The sequence below is a fragment of the Cellulomonas sp. genome (genome assembly GCF_015234515.1).
Lineage (GTDB): Bacteria > Actinomycetota > Actinomycetes > Actinomycetales > Cellulomonadaceae > Cellulomonas.
In genome coordinates this window covers 15,919-30,981 of record NZ_JADGMY010000034.1, presented here as the reverse complement: position 1 = coordinate 30,981, position 15,063 = coordinate 15,919, and the positions used below count along the sequence as shown (strand labels likewise).

Below are 15,063 nucleotides of genomic sequence, written 5' to 3'. Positions count from 1 at the left end.
GGGGACGTAGCGTCGAGGATGACCGTGGACGCAAGGGGGCGCCGTGTTCGATCACCTGCTCAGCCGTGGCCGCATCGGCCGGCTCGAGACCCGCAACCGGATCGTCATGCCGCCCATGCACGTCGGCTTCGGCCGACGTGTCGAGGAGCGTGAGGTCGCGTACTTCGCGGCACGCGCCGCCGGCGGCGTGGGCTTGATCATCACCGGCACGATGACCACCACGTCGCGCTTCGAGGACAACGAGGGGTGGCCCAAGGTCGAGGACGACGGGGTGATCCCGGACCTGGCACGGCTCGCCGACGCCGTCCACGCCGAGGGCGCGCTGCTGGCCGGGCAGCTCACCCCGGGCTCCGGGCGGGTCGGTCCGCCGGAGCCGGGTGGTGAGGTCCCGGTGTCCGCCTCGCCCACGCCGTGGCTGGCCGACCCGTCGCGCGCCTGCCGCGAGCTGACGACCGGTGAGGTCGAGCACCTGGTCGAGCAGTACGGCCCCGCCGTGGCGCGCCTGGCGGCCGCCGGGTTCGACGCCGTCGACATCCACTCCCACACCGGGTACCTCATCGACCAGTTCATGAGCAGCCAGTGGAACCAGCGCACCGACCGCTACGGCGGCTCGCTGGAGAACCGGCTGCGCTTCCCGCTCGAGCTCGTCGCCGCCGCACGTGCGGCCGCACCGGAGCTGGCGATCACGTTCCGCCTCACGGTCGACCACCACATGCCCGGGGGCCGCAGCCTCGAGGAGTCGCTGCAGATGGCGCCGATCATCGCCGAGGCCGGCATCCACCTGCTCATGGTCGACGACGGCGCGTTCGAGACCGTCGACTGGATCTTCCCGCCGTACTACATGGGCGACGCACCGCTGCTGCCCGGGGCCGCCGCCGTGCGGGCCGTGGTCGACGTGCCCGTGATGGCCACCGGCAACATCACCCCCGAGATCGGCGACCGCGCGGTGGCCGCGGGCGAGGTCGACTTCATCGGCATGGGCCGCGCGCTCATCGCCGACCCCGACCTGCCGCGCAAGCTCACGGCCGCGCAGCCCGCGGCCGTCCGCCCGTGCATCCGCTGCAACCAGCTGTGCGTCGGCAACATCCTCGCCAGCGAGCCCCTGGGCTGCGCGGTCAACCCCGAGGTCGGGTTCGAGGCCCACCTGCCGGGGCCGGCGACCGAGCAGCGGCACGTCGTCGTCGTCGGCGCAGGCCCGGCCGGGCTGGAGGTGGCGCGCGTCGCCGCGACGCGCGGGCACCGGGTCGACGTCTACGACGAGACGGACCACGCGGGAGGCGTGCTGTGGCCCGCCGCGACGCCCGACTTCAAGCGCGAGCTGCGCCGGATGGTCGACTGGTGGCAGGGACAGCTCGCGGAGCTGCCGGTGACGGTCCACCTGGGGCACCGCATCACGGCCGACTCCCCCGAGCTGCGCGATGCCGACCAGGTCGTGGTCGCGACGGGGTCGACCCAGCTGGTGCCCGCGAGCATCCCCGGCACCGACCGCGACGACGTCGTCGACGTCCTGCGGTTCCACCGGGGTGCGCCGGTGGGGCACCGGGTGGTCATGGTCGGCGGTGGCCTGTCCGGCTCGGACGCGGCGCTGGAGCTCGCGAACGAGGGCCACGACGTGACGGTCGTCGAGATGCTCGACGAGATCGCCCGCGACATGCTCGTCGTCAACCGGATCACGCTGCTGCGCCGCCTGGACGAGGCGAGGGTGCGGCTGCTGACCGGCACCCGCGTGCGGGAGATCACCGACGACGGCGTCCTCGTCGAGGGGCCCGACGGCCCGGCGACGCTGCCGGCCGACACGGTCGTCCTCGCGCTCGGCAGCCGGCCCCGCACCGACCTGCTGACCGAGCTGACCGCTGCGGGCATCCCGGTGCAGGCGGTCGGGGACTGCGTCGAGCCGGCCAAGGTGGGCGAGGCGGTGAACAGGGCGTACGCGCTCGCCGCGCAGCTGTAGGCCGTGGCTCCCAGCCGCGCGACGTACGATCCCGCACGTGCCAGCACCCACCGTCATCCGCGTGAGCGCCGTCGTGCTGCGTCGCCCGTCGGGCGAGGTCCTCACCGTGCGCAAGCGCGGCACGCACCGCTTCATGCTCCCGGGCGGCAAGCCCGAGCCCGGCGAGACCGCGGCGCAGACCGCGGTCCGCGAGGCGTACGAGGAGGTCGGCGCCGTGCTCGACGAGGCGCGGCTGCGCGAGCTCGGCACGTTCCGCGCTGCTGCCGCCAACGAGGCGGGGCACGAGGTCGTCGGCACGGTCTTCGAGCACCCGGCCGTCACGGTGGTTGCGGCCGCGGCGGAGATCGAGGAGCTGCGGTGGCTCGACCCGGCAGCCGACCTGCCCGACGACCTCGCCCCGCTGCTGGAGCTGCGCGTGCTGCCGCTGCTGGCCGGGACGACGGCGCCGGTCTGAGGTCTGCTGTCGCCGGTCGGTCCGACGAGGTCCGCGTGGACGCCTGACCGCGGACCTCGGGCCGCGTCGCCGGTCGGTGAGGAGGCCGGGGCGTCACGCGGGGCCGCCGTCGTCGAACGCCTCGCGCGCCGCCGTCGTCCGCCATCGGCGTGGGCCACCTCGTCGAGGCGGACGCGGTCCTGGACCGAGGGCTCAGGCGGGGTCGCTCGTCCGGACCGCTGACGCCGGACCCCCGGACGGCGGATCGGACGGCGGTGCCGGTGGAACGGGCGGAGGTTCCGCACCTCCCTCGTCCGGCCGGTACCAGTCGCTGAGGGCGGGGTCCTCGGTGTCGAGCCAGGAGCCCGCGCCCTCGTCCGGCGCGGTCGCCACGACGCCGACCACGAAGTCGTCGCCGTGCTCCTCGATGCCGGCCCGAACGCCCTGGACGAGCGCCTCACGCGCGTACCGCCGCCGCAGCGTCAACGGGTCGCGCGCCAGGTCCTTCGCCCACGCGACCATCACGAAGATGAGCACCACGGCGAACGGCAGGGCCGCGACCATCATGAGGCTCTGCAGGCCGGACAGCGCGACCTCGCCGCCCCCGACCAGCAGGACCGCCGCGACGGTGGCGAGCGCGGCTCCCCACACCACGGTCGTCCACCGCCGTGGGGTCGGGTTGCCCTGCTCGGACAGGCTGGCCATGACGATGGAGGCGGAGTCGGCGCTGGTGACGAAGAAGATGACGATCGAGACCATCGCGAGCACCGAGGTGACCGCGCCGAACGGCAGCTCACGCAGCAGCGCGAAGAGCATGTCCTGCCCCGACACGCTCGCGCTCATCGCCGACCTGGTCTGCTCGAGCCACATCGCGGTGCCGCCGACGACCGTGAACCAGACCAGGCACACCGCGCTCGGCACGACGATGACCGCGGTGACGAACTCCCGCAGCGTCCGCCCGCGGCTGATCTTGGCGATGAACATGCCGACGAACGGCGTCCACGACACCCACCACGCCCAGTAGTAGGTGCTCCAGGCGCTCATGAACTCCTGCGCGTCGGGCGACGCGGCCGCGGACTGGCCCATCATCACCGGCAGCTCGCCCAGGAACGTCATCAGGACGCCGGGGACGAGGTTCAGCAGGAGGACCGTCGGGCCGACGACCAGGATGAACAGCCCGAGCAGGCCGGCGAGGACCATGTTGATGTTCGACAGCGCGCGGATGCCCCGCTTGAGGCCGGAGACCGCCGAGAAGATGAAGGCGACGGCCAGCACGGCCATGATGCCGACGATCACCGCGTTGGTGAGCGGACCCACGCCGCCCACGATCTCGACCCCGCGACCGATCTGCAGCGCGCCGATGCCCAGCGAGACGGCGGTGCCGAACAGCGTCACCACGATGGCGAACACGTCGACGACCTTGCCGAGGACGCCGTTGCTGCGCTCCCCGAAGACTGGCTCGAGGAGCGCGGACATCAGCGGGACGCGGCCCTTGCGGTACGCCGCGTAGGCGACGGCACCGCCGACCAGCGCGTAGAACGCCCAGGCGACCGGTCCCCAGTGGAACAGCGTCTGCGCGAGCGCGACGTGCATCGCCTGGCCGCTGCCCGGCTCGACGCCCGGGAACGCCGGGGGCGGGTCGAGGAAGAACGCCATCGGCTCCAGCGGGCCGTAGAACAGCAGCCCGATCCCGATGCCCGCCGAGAACAGCATCGCCACCCAGGAGACCGTGGAGAACTCGGGCTTCTCGTCGTCCTGGCCGAGGCGCACGGCCCGGTGCCGGCCGAAGCCCAGCCACATCATGAAAACCAGCACGACGACGGTCAGGACGCCGTAGAACCACCCGAAGTCCACGGTGACGACCTCGAACGCGGCGGCCGCGAAACGCGACAGACCGGCCGGGAGCAGCAGGCCCCAGGCGATGACCGCGAGTGCGATCGCCGCCGCGACGACGAACACCGCCTTGTCGATCCTGAAGAACCGGTGCGTCTGCTCCACCCCGATCCCCGGCAGCAGCGCGGGGTGCGGGCTGCCGAGCAGGTCGGGAGAGCTGACCTCCTTGAGGATCTGCGCAGCGCGTGCGCGCTGGGCGGCAGAAGTACGTCCGGACTGACCACTGGTCGATCCGGTGCGCATGTCGCTCACCACCGATTCGCCCTCTTCGTCGGTCAAGAATCCGGCATTCATCATAGAAGACCTGCCTGATCGCCCCCCGCATCCGGGCAGCGCCGCCACGGACGGTCCGCGGCGCCCTGAACTCGCAGTTCACGCGGCTGAGCGGCTCGAGGCGGAGCACGCTCACCAGTCCGCCTGTCGCCCGGATCACAGACTTCCGATGCACTCAGCGCAACCCGTGAGCTGCGAGCGCATCACCACCGACGGCCCGCCGAAGCCGTCCCAGGAGCCGACGAGGGTGAACGACGTCGGCGTCGCGGCGGCCGGGCGCGCCGCCGTCGAGCACCGGGGGCCGTCGAAGACCCTCCTGCGGTCGCCGGCGCCGCATCGCTGCAGCACCCGTGTGTCGAAACTGTTTTGCGAAACGTTCCGATGCCGATGCGACCCTGATCTAGCCTTCGGTCCGAGGCCCGGTGTCGGGCCCGTTCGTCGACCTGAGGAGAGCCGTGGACGCAGAGTCGGCAGCCCGCCGCGCGACCCTCGCGGACGTCGCGGCTGCTGCGGGTGTCTCCAGAGCGACAGCCTCCAAGACCCTCAACGGGCGCGACGACGTCGCCGGAGCGACCCGGGAGCGGGTGCTGGCAGCGGTCGCCGCGCTGGACTACAAGCCGACGACGGCACGCACCCCCGCCCTGCAACGGCGTGCCATCGCAGTCGTCTTCGACATCCCCGCGTCGCCGTACATCCTCAAGGTCCTCGAGGGAGTCCTGGCCACGGCGACGGACGCCCACCTGGACCTCGTGACGCGGCTTCCCCCGGCCCTGGCGGACAGGCGGCGGCGCACGGTCGCGCGCGAGTGGATCGCCGACCAGCGGGCGAGCGGGGTGGTCGGGATCGCCGGCCTGACGCTCTCCGCCCCGGACGCGCTCATCGACGCCGCGGCCGACAGCAGCATCCCGTTCGTCATGGTCGACCCCGTGGACACCACCAACGAGCGCATGATCAGCGTCGGGTCGTCCAACTGGGCGGGAGCCCGAGCGGCCGCCGAGCACCTCATCGCCCTCGGCCACCGGCGCATCAGCTGGATCGGCGGGCCGAAGGCGTCCGGTGCCGCGCAGGACCGCTTCTACGGCTTCAACGCGGCCATGGGCGCGGCCGGGATCCCCGTCGACCCGGCGCTGGTGCGGGCCGACCAGTTCGACGTCGCCACGGGCGCTCGCCACGCGCACGACCTCCTGTCGTCCGACGACCCGCCCACCGCGATCATGGCTGCCGACGACGAGCTCGCCGTCGGCGTGCTCGCGGCCGCGTACGAGCTCGGGGTCCGGGTGCCCGACGAGCTGAGCGTCACCGGCTTCGACGACACGTCCCAGGCGGCGTGGACGACCCCGCCGCTGACCACCGTCCACCAGCACCTCGACGGCATGGGACGGATGGCCGTGCAGTCCCTGCTCTCCATGGCCGCCGGGAGCTGGCCGGCCTCCCGGCACGTCGAGCTGGCGACGTCGTTGACGATCCGCGGCAGCACCAGCGCCCCGCCGACGGGCGGGGCCCGGGCAGCAGACCGGCCGCACGCCGACAGGTGAGGTCCCCCGCGGCACGCCCGGCGACCTGCTGACCCCCCGTCGCGGCGGAGGGCCCCGTGGCGCGGGCCTCGGCGGATCAGGGGGCCGGTGTCGGTCGTGCGGTGGTCAGGCGGGCGTCAGTGCCGCCGTCAGCCGGGCCAGCCCGTACTCGAACGCGACGTCCAGGTCCCCGCCGAGGCGGAACGCGCCGGCCAGCTCCATGGTGAGGAACCCGGTCGCCCACGCCGTGACGAGCCGGGCGGCCTCCAGCGCGTCGCCCGGGCCGACCAGGTCGCCCGCGATGCGCAGCACCGGCTCGCTCGCGCGAGCCAGGGACGCGGGGTCGGCGCCGGCGGACTGGATGAGGCGGAACCCCTCGGGTCGCTCGTGCGCGAACGCGCGGTAGGCGCGGGCGACGTCGGCGAGCGTGGCCGCCGGCTCGAGGCGCCGTGCCACCTCGTCGACCGCGGCCGCAGCGACCAGCGCGAGCAGGGCGTCGCGGTCGCGGACGCGCTTGTACAGCGACGGTGCGCGCACCCCGACCTTCGCGGCGACGGCCTGCATCGTCAGCCCCGCGATGCCCTCAGCCTCGAGGATCGCCCACGCCGCCGCCACGATCTCCTCGAGCGACGTGCGGTCCGGCGTGGGCATGGAATCTCCTCATGGCTATTGACGTTAGCCATGATGGCTAACTACCGTAGCCATTCTTACCACGCGACCCACCACGAGGGGCACCCCATGAAGCTCGGCCCGCACCTGCACCGCATCGGCAACGACGTCGTCGCCGCCTACCTGGTCGACACCGACGATGGCGTGACGGTGATCGACGCCGGCCTCGCCGGGCACTGGTCGGAGCTGCTCACCGAGCTCACCGCCATGGGCCGCACCCTCGACGACGTGCGCGGCCTGGTCCTGACGCACGGCGACACCGACCACATCGGGTTCGCCGAGCGGCTGCGGCGCGAGCACGGCGTACCGGTGTACGTGCACGCCGCCGACGCCGACCGCGCGCGCGGCGGCGACAAGCCGAAGGCCTCCCTGGGGCGGTGGCGCCCCGGCGCCGTCCTGGGCTTCCTCGCCTACTCCCTGCGCAAAGGCGGCCTGCGGACCACCTACCTCACCGAGGTGACCGAGGTCCACGACGGCGACGTGCTGCCCCTGCCCGGGGCCCCGCGGGTCGTCGGCATGCCGGGCCACTCCCCCGGCAGCATCGCCGTGCACGTGCCCGTCGCGGACGCCGTCATGGTCGGCGACGGGCTCACGACGCGCGACGTGCTCACCGGCCGCACCGGCCTGCAGCCCGCGCCGTTCACGGACGAGCCCGAGCAGGCGCTCGACGCGCTCGCGCGGCTCGCCGACCTCGGGGCCACCTGGGTGCTGCCCGGGCACGGCGCACCCTGGCGCGGCGACCTGGCGACCGTGCAGCACGAGGTGCGGCGGGCAGCGGCGGCCGCGGGCCGGTGACGGTGACGGAGCTGCGACCGCCGCCGTGATCGTGACAGCGGACGGCCCCGCCCGACGCGGCACGTCGGACGGGGCCGTCCCCTGCTGTCGTCCGCGGCTCAGCGCGTGCTGAACGCTGCGTCGAACGCGGCCGACGGCGGGTCGAACGCGAGCCGCCGCACGAACTCCAGCGCCTCGGGCGCGCCGACGAGGCGGTCCATGCCCGCGTCCTCCCACTCCACCGAGATCGGCCCGTCGTAACCGATGGTGTTGAGCATCCGGAAGCTGTCCTCCCACGGGACGTCGCCGTGCCCGGTGGACACGAAGTCCCACCCACGGCGCGGGTCGGCCCACGGCAGGTGCGAGCCCATGCGGCCGTTGCGGCCGTTGCCCACGCGACGCTTCGCGTCCTTGCAGTCCACGTGGTAGATCCGGTCCCGGAAGTCCGACAGGAACCCCACGGGGTCGAGGTCCTGCCACACGAAGTGGCTGGGGTCCCAGTTCAGGCCGAACGCCTCACGGTGGCCGATGGCCTCCAGGGTGCGCACGGTCGTCCAGTAGTCGTACGCGATCTCGCTCGGGTGCACCTCGTGCGCGAACCGCACGCCCACCTCGTCGAACACGTCGAGGATCGGGTTCCACCGGTCGGCGAAGTCCTGGTAGCCGGCGTCGATCAGCTCGGTCGACACCGGCGGGAACATCGCGACGTACTTCCAGATGGCGGAGCCGGTGAACCCGACGACCGTCTTCACCCCGAGCCGGGCGGCCGTGCGGGCCGTCGCCTTCATCTCCTCCGCCGCGCGCTGCCGCACGCCCTCGGGCTCGCCGTCGCCCCAGACGTTGTCCGGCAGCATGTCGCGGTGCCGCTGGTCGATCGGGTCGTCGCAGACGGCCTGGCCCTTGAGGTGGTTGGAGATCGCCCACACCTTCAGGCCGTAGCGGTCGAGCAGCGCGAGCTTCTCGGCGATGTAGTCGTCGTCCTCCTGCCCGCGCCACGGGTCGATGTGGTCGCCCCAGCAGGCGATCTCCAGGCCGTCGTAGCCCCACTCGGACGCGAGGCGCGCCACCTCCTCGAACGGCAGGTCGGCCCACTGGCCGGTGAACAGGGTCACGGGTCGTGCCATGTCAGTGCTCCTCGTCAGGGTCGGTCGTGTCGACGGTGGTCCACGTGCTGCGGTCCGCGGCGCTGCGCTCGACCGCCGCGAGCACGCGCTGCACCTGCAGGCCGTCCGCGAACGACGGCTCCGGCTGCGTCCCGGCCGCCAGCGCCTCCACCAGGTCGACGACCTGGTGGACGAAGCCGTGCTCGTAGCCCAGGCCGTGCCCGGCCGGCCACCACGCCCCCACGTACGGGTGCTCGGGCTCGGTCACGACGATGCGCCGGAAGCCGGCGACCAGCGGGTCGTCGGTCGCGTCGTAGTAGTGCAGGACGTTCATGTCCTCGAAGTCGAACGCGAGCGACCCGCGCGAGCCGTTGACCTCGACGCGGATGGCGTTCTTGCGCCCCCACGCGAAGCGCGTGGCCTCGAACGACGCCATCGCGCCGCCGGTCAGCCGCCCGAAGAACACGGCCGCGTCGTCCACGGTGACCGGACCGCGCCCGGCACCGCCCTCGCCGCGCAGCGCGCCGCCGGCCCCCTGCGGCAGCGGCCGCTCGGTGACGAACGTCTCCAGCATCGCGCTGACGCCGGTGAGCCGCTCACCGGTGATGTGCTGCGCCAGGTCCACGACGTGCGCGCCGATGTCGCCCAGCGCACCGGACCCGGCGCGCTGCCGGTCCAGCCGCCACGACAGCGGCGCCTGCTCGTCGGCGATCCAGTCCTGCAGGTACTGCGCGCGCACGTGCCGCACCGTGCCGATGCGGCCGTCCGCGACGAGCCTGCGGGCCAGCGCCACGGCCGGCACGCGTCGGTACGTGAACCCGACCATCGCCCGCACGCCGCGCGCCTCGGCGCGCTGCGCGGCCGCGACCATCTGCTCGGCCTCCTCGACCGAGTTGGCCAGCGGCTTCTCGCACAGCACGTGCTTGCCGGCGTCGAGCGCGGCGATCGCGATCTCGGCGTGGGTGTCGCCCGGTGTGCAGACGTCGACCAGGTCGACGTCGTCGCGCCGCAGCAGCTCGCGCCAGTCCGTCGTCGCGTCCTGCCACCCCAGCCGACGCGCCGCCGCCTCGACCGCGTCCGCGCGCCGCCCGGCCACGACGGCCATCCGGGGCGTCAGCGGCAGGTCGAAGAACCGGGGCGCGACCCGCCACCCCTGCGAGTGGGCGGCACCCATGAACGCGTGCCCGACCATGCCGACACCGAGTGTGGTGCCCTCCTGCTCCGCCATCAGCGGTCCTCCGTCCGCGCACGTCTGACCATGCCGCACCGGCTCGGGGCCGGCCCGGCGGGGGTCCGGGACGCGTGCGCCTCGTCCCGGACCCCTGCGGGCGGATCAGGACTCGAACGCCGTCGGCAGGTAGTCGTCCACGTTGGCCTTCGTGACCACCGGGGCGAACAGCTGGATCGTCCGCGGCACCTCGACCTCGACGAGGTCGCCCATGGCCTTGCCGTGCGCGATGAGACGGGCCAGGCGCACGCCGTCGGCGGCCTGCGTCGACGGGTAGACGACCGTCGCCTTGAGCACCGAGTCGTCGGCCTCGATGGCGCGCATGACGTTCGCGGAGCCGGCACCGCCGACCATGATGAACTCGTCGCGGTTCGCCTCCTCGATCGCCGCCAGCACCCCGACGCCCTGGTCGTCGTCGTGGTTCCAGATGGCGTCGATCTCGGGCGCCGCCTGCAGCAGGTTCGCTGCGGCCTGCTGACCGCCCGCGACCGTGAAGTCCGCGGCGACGCGGTTCGACACCTCGAGGCCGCAGTCGGCGAGCGCGTCGGCGAAGCCCTTGCTGCGGTCCTGGGTGAGGGGCAGCGAGTCGATGCCGGCGATCTCGGCGACGACCGCCCCGGACTCGCCGCCCAGCTCCTCGCAGATGTAGGTGCCGGCGCTGACGCCCATGCCGTAGTTGTCGCCGAGCACCGTGGAACGCGCGGCGAACGGGCTGGAGAACTCCCGGTCGACGTTGATGACCGGGATCCCGGCCTCCATCGCCTCGATGGCGATCTCGGTGAGGGCGGCACCGTCGAACGGCAGGAGCACGATCGCGTCGACGCCGTCGTTGATGAACCCCTCGATGTGCGAGATCTGCATGCTGACGTCGTTCGTCGCCTCGGCGACGACGAGCTCGACGTCGTCGTGCCGCTCGGCCTCGGCGAGTGCGGCCTTGGTGATGGCGCCCATCCAGCCGTGGTCGGCGGCGGGGGCGGAGAACCCGATGCGGATGCTCTCGCCGGTCTCGTCGTTGGCGCCACCGCCGACGACCTCGTTGCCGCCGCCGTCGCCGTCGACGGGCTCGGGGGTGTTGGACGTGCAGGCGCTGAGCAGGACCGAGGCGGCGAGCGCTGCGCCGGCAGCGGCCCACCGACGTCGGCGGGTGGTGTGGGCGGTCATGGGAATCCTCCTTGACTCCGAGGGTGGTGCGGGGCGGTGTGGGTGTGACGGAGGGGGGCGACGGCCGGGTCGGCGGTCACCGGGCGGGGGGCGGCGTGCTCAGCTGCCGCGGGAGCGCGCGGCGAAGCGCTGCTGCAGCAGCACGGCGACGACGATGATCACGCCCTTGGCGACGGACTGCGCCGAGATGGACAGGTTGTTCTGCGTGAACACGTTGGTCAGCGTCGAGAAGATGAGGACGCCGAGGACCGTGCCGACGATCGTGCCGCGGCCGCCGGCCAGCAGAGTCCCGCCGACGACGACGGCGGCGATGGCGTCCAGCTCGTACAGCTGGCCGTGGGTGGACGACCCGGCGGTGGTGCGGCCGAGCATCATGACGGCCGCGATGCCGGCGCTGACACCGGCCAGCGCGTACAGGTACACGGTGTGCCGCTGCACCTTGATGCCCGCGAGCCGCGCAGCCTCGGGGTTGCCGCCCACCGCGATGGTGCGGCGGCCGAAGGTCGTGCGGTTGAGCAGGAACCACCCGGCGACCGCCACGACCGCGAACATCCACACGAGCACCGGGACGCCGAGGAGCTCGCCACGGAACACGTCGAGGAACGGCCGGACGTCGACGATCTGGGTCTGCCGGTTGGCGATGATCTCGGCGAGCCCGCGGGCGGCGACCATCATCGCGAGCGTCGCGATGAACGCGACCACCCTGCCGTAGGCGACCAGCACCCCGTTGATCAGCCCGCAGACGGCGCCGACGGCGAGCGCGGTGAACACCATGACGACCCAGTGCGTGTCCCGCGCCATGGCCTGCGTCGCGAGGGTCGTGGCCCAGACCGACGCGAGACCCAGGACGGACCCGACGGACAGGTCGATGCCGCCGCCCGTGATGACGAACGTCATGCCGACGCTCAGGACCCCGACGACCGCGGCGAGCCGCAGGATCGTCATGACGTTGTCGATGCTGGCGAACCGGTCCCCCGCGGTGGCGACCCCGACGGCGCACAGCACTGCCAGCGCGATGACCAGGCCGAGGGTGCGCGCCGCCGATCCGTGCAGCAGCGGGTTGCCGCGCCGCGCGCGGGCGGCGGGTGTCTGCGACGCCGGGGCGTCGGAGGTGACGGCGGGGGCCGGCACCAGGGGTGTCTGGTCGCTCACGCGGCACTTCCTTCCATGACGAGGTCGAGCACCCGGTGCTCGTCGATCTGGTCCGCGGGTCCGGTGTGCACGACGTGGCCGTCCGCGACGACGAGCACGCGGTGCGAGAGGCCGAGGACCTCCTCGATCTCGCTGGACACCACGACGACGGCGTTGCCGGCCTGCGCGAGCGCGTGCACGAGCGCGTAGATCTCGGCGCGCGCCCCGACGTCGACGCCGCGGGTGGGTTCGTCGAGCAGCAGCACGCGGCACCCGTGCACCAGCCACCGCGCGAGCATGGCCTTCTGCTGGTTGCCGCCGGACAGGGTGCGCGCCGTGCGGTCCGGGTCGGCCGGGCGCAGGTCGAGCGCGTCGATCTGCTCACGGGCGACGCGCCGCTCGGCGCGCTCGTCGAGCAGCGGGCCGTTGGCCAGGCGCGCGAACGTCGAGAGCGTGATGTTGCGGTACACGGGCTCGTCGAGCAGCAGGCCCTGGCTCTTGCGCTCCTCGGGCGCCAGGCCGACACCGGCCCGCACCGCGACGGCCACGGACCCTGGACGCAGCGTGCGGCCGTCGACGCTCACCGTGCCGGACGTGGCCCGCCGCGCGCCGTAGATCGTCTCGAGGATCTCCGAGCGGCCGGACCCGACGAGCCCGGCGAGGCCGACGACCTCGCCCGCGCGCACGCTGAACGACACGTCACGGAAGTCGCCGTGCAGGGACAGGCCGTCGACGCGCAGCAGCTCGCGCGCGTCGTCCGGAACGGGAGGGCGGGCCGCGAACACCTGGTCGACGGCGCGCCCGGTCATGAGGCGGATGAGCTCGGCGGTCGGCGCCTGCGCGACGGGCAGGCTCGCGGCGACGGTGCGTCCGTCCTTGAGCACCGTGATCCGGTCCCCGATCTGCCGGATCTCCTCGAGCCGGTGGCTGATGTAGAGGACGGCGACGCCCGCGGCGGTCAGCTCGCGCACGACGCGGAAGAGGTTGGCGACCTCCTCGGAGTCCAGCACGGCCGACGGCTCGTCCATGATGATGAGCCGCGCGTCGTGGGACAGCGCGCGGGCCATGCTGACGATCTGCTTGCCGGCGGCGCGCAGCGTGCCGACCTCGCGCTGCGGGGAGATGTCCCCGTGCCCGAGCTGCTCGAGGAGCGCTGCCGTGCGGGCGTGCGCGTCGCGCCGCCGGGTGACGCCGCCGGTCGCGAGCTCGTGCCCGAGGTAGACGTTCTCGGCGACGGTGAGCCCGTCGACCACGTCGAGCTCCTGGTACATGGTGGCCACGCCGGCGCGCAGGGCGGCCACGGGTGAGGCGAGCTGGAGCGGTGCCCCGCGCCACTCGATGGTGCCGCTGTCGGGGCGGTGGGCCCCCGCGAGGACCTTGATGAGGGTGGACTTGCCCGCGCCGTTCTGGCCGAGCAGGCAGTGGACCTCGCCGGGCCGCACCTCGAGGTCCACACCGTCGAGGGCCTTGGCGCCGGGGAAGTGCTTCACGATCCCCCGCATGCGCAGCAGGGGCCCGTCGTGGGGCGTCGGCCCCGGGGAGGCGTCGGGCGTCGTCGCCCGGTCGTCATCGACCATGGGGGGAACGTAGGGCCAGTTTTGCCAGCGGTCAAGCAAAAGTCGCACGTCCGGCGGCAAGTAGCGTTGGGCAGGCCGTCAGATGTGGTTGACTCGGGCACATGCTCACCGCCGGCCGCCCCGGAGACCTCGGTTCCGTGATCCACCTGCTGCGTGACGGGCAGCCGCGCACCCGCGCCGAGCTCGCGCAGCTCACCGGGCAGTCGAGGTCGACCATCGCGACGCGCGTCGAGCAGCTCCTGACCTGCGGACTCGTCGCACCCACCGGTGAGGCGACCTCCACGGGTGGACGCCCGCCGGCCACGTTCGCCTTCAACCCCGCCGCCCGCGTCGTCGCCGCCGTCGACCTCGGGGCGACGCACGCACGGGTCGCCGTCACGGACCTCGCGGCGAGCGTGCTGACCCAGCACCTGGAGAGCATCACGATCGGCGACGGCCCGGAGCGCGTGCTCGGACGCGTCGCCACGATCGTCCGCGACCTGCTCGCCGAGACCGGGCGCGACACGACCGACCTGGTCGGCGTGGGCGTCGGGCTGCCCGGACCCGTGGACCACGCGACCGGACGACCCACGAACCCGCCGATCATGCCGGGCTGGGACGGCGCGGACGTCGTGGGCATCCTGCGCGGCCTCCTCGACAGCCCCGAGGTGCTCGTCGACAACGACGTCAACCTCATGGCCCTGGGCGAGCACGCCACCGAGCTGCCCGACGTCGACCACATGATGTTCGTCAAGGTCGCCACCGGCATCGGCTCGGGGATCATCTCGGACGGCGCGATCCGCCGCGGCGCCCAGGGCGCGGCGGGCGACCTGGGGCACGTCGCAGTCCCGGACGGCCCCGACGTCGCCTGCTCGTGCGGCAACACCGGCTGCCTCGAGGCCGTCGCCAGCGGACGCGCGGTGGCGGCCCGCCTCACCGCGGCCGGCACGCCTGCGGACGCGAGCAGCGACGTCGTCTCGTTCGTGCGCGCCGGCGACGCCGCGGCGTCCGCGGCCGTCCGCGAGGCCGGCCGGTCCCTGGGCGCCGTGCTCGCCGGGTGCGTCAACCTCCTGAACCCCTCGGTCATCGTCGTCGGTGGCAGCCTGGCCGGCGCCGGTGAGCACCTGCTCGCCGGCGTCCGCGAGGTCGTCTACCGCCGCTCGCTCCCGCTGGCCACGCAGCACCTGCGCATCGTGACGAGCCGCGCGGGGGGCACCGCCGGTGTGCTGGGCGCGAGCACCATGGTCATCGACCACGTGCTGGGCGGTGACGCCCTGGAGTCGCTGATCCAGGACCGGGCGGTGAGGACCGCGGCGACGCCCTGACGCCCGTCGCCGTCGGCACGGTGCACCATGGGGCGACGACGACCCGAGACCG

12 protein-coding genes are annotated in these 15,063 nt (G+C 73.5%); 5 read left to right on the top strand and 7 right to left on the bottom strand.

Going from position 1 to position 15,063, the window contains the following annotated elements; genetic code table 11:
- Positions 1 to 43 precede the first annotated feature (43 nt).
- On the top strand, positions 44 to 1,951 hold the full coding sequence (locus IR158_RS18240) for an FAD-dependent oxidoreductase (protein ID WP_291815598.1): 1,908 nt from the start codon (positions 44 to 46) through the stop codon (positions 1,949 to 1,951).
- 37 nt (positions 1,952 to 1,988) lie between these two features.
- A complete protein-coding gene (locus IR158_RS18235) occupies positions 1,989 to 2,405 on the top strand; it encodes an NUDIX domain-containing protein (protein ID WP_291815596.1) in 417 nt (138 codons plus the stop codon).
- 192 nt (positions 2,406 to 2,597) lie between these two features.
- Here IR158_RS18235 and IR158_RS18230 read toward each other — a convergent pair whose 3' ends face one another.
- On the bottom strand, positions 2,598 to 4,520 hold the full coding sequence (locus tag IR158_RS18230) for a BCCT family transporter (protein ID WP_291815594.1): 1,923 nt from the start codon (positions 4,518 to 4,520) through the stop codon (positions 2,598 to 2,600).
- Between the two features lie 485 nt (positions 4,521 to 5,005).
- Between IR158_RS18230 and IR158_RS18225 the strand changes: the two genes are divergently transcribed.
- A complete protein-coding gene (locus IR158_RS18225; RefSeq protein WP_291815592.1) occupies positions 5,006 to 6,085 on the top strand; it encodes a LacI family DNA-binding transcriptional regulator in 1,080 nt (359 codons plus the stop codon).
- Positions 6,086 to 6,190: 105 nt separating this feature from the next.
- Here IR158_RS18225 and IR158_RS18220 read toward each other — a convergent pair whose 3' ends face one another.
- On the bottom strand, positions 6,191 to 6,715 hold the full coding sequence (locus IR158_RS18220) for a TetR/AcrR family transcriptional regulator (RefSeq protein WP_291815589.1): 525 nt from the start codon (positions 6,713 to 6,715) through the stop codon (positions 6,191 to 6,193).
- An 87-nt stretch (positions 6,716 to 6,802) separates the two neighbouring features.
- Between IR158_RS18220 and IR158_RS18215 the strand changes: the two genes are divergently transcribed.
- On the top strand, positions 6,803 to 7,528 hold the full coding sequence (locus IR158_RS18215; RefSeq protein WP_291815585.1) for an MBL fold metallo-hydrolase: 726 nt from the start codon (positions 6,803 to 6,805) through the stop codon (positions 7,526 to 7,528).
- Between the two features lie 98 nt (positions 7,529 to 7,626).
- Here the strand turns inward: IR158_RS18215 and IR158_RS18210 are convergent, their stop codons facing one another.
- The 5 genes from IR158_RS18210 to IR158_RS18190 all read right to left on the bottom strand — a co-directional run bounded on the left by IR158_RS18210 (position 7,627) and on the right by IR158_RS18190 (position 13,632).
- On the bottom strand, positions 7,627 to 8,631 hold the full coding sequence (locus tag IR158_RS18210; protein ID WP_291815581.1) for a sugar phosphate isomerase/epimerase: 1,005 nt from the start codon (positions 8,629 to 8,631) through the stop codon (positions 7,627 to 7,629).
- 1 nt (position 8,632) lies between these two features.
- The gene (locus tag IR158_RS18205) at positions 8,633 to 9,838 is read right to left on the bottom strand and encodes a Gfo/Idh/MocA family oxidoreductase (RefSeq protein ID WP_291815579.1); all 1,206 of its coding nucleotides are present in this window, start codon (positions 9,836 to 9,838) and stop codon (positions 8,633 to 8,635) included.
- A gap of 105 nt (positions 9,839 to 9,943) precedes the next feature.
- Positions 9,944 to 10,999: a substrate-binding domain-containing protein gene (locus IR158_RS18200; RefSeq protein ID WP_291815576.1), complete on the bottom strand. Its 1,056-nt coding sequence runs from the start codon at positions 10,997 to 10,999 to the stop codon at positions 9,944 to 9,946.
- Between the two features lie 99 nt (positions 11,000 to 11,098).
- Positions 11,099 to 12,055 (bottom strand): ABC transporter permease, encoded by a 957-nt coding sequence (locus IR158_RS18195; RefSeq protein WP_291815761.1) that lies wholly within the window; start codon positions 12,053 to 12,055, stop codon positions 11,099 to 11,101.
- A 92-nt stretch (positions 12,056 to 12,147) separates the two neighbouring features.
- Entirely contained in the window at positions 12,148 to 13,632 is a 1,485-nt protein-coding gene (locus IR158_RS18190; RefSeq protein ID WP_291815758.1) for a sugar ABC transporter ATP-binding protein, read from the bottom strand.
- A 176-nt stretch (positions 13,633 to 13,808) separates the two neighbouring features.
- Between IR158_RS18190 and IR158_RS18185 the strand changes: the two genes are divergently transcribed.
- Positions 13,809 to 15,011 (top strand): ROK family transcriptional regulator, encoded by a 1,203-nt coding sequence (locus IR158_RS18185; protein WP_291815574.1) that lies wholly within the window; start codon positions 13,809 to 13,811, stop codon positions 15,009 to 15,011.
- Positions 15,012 to 15,063 lie beyond the last annotated feature (52 nt).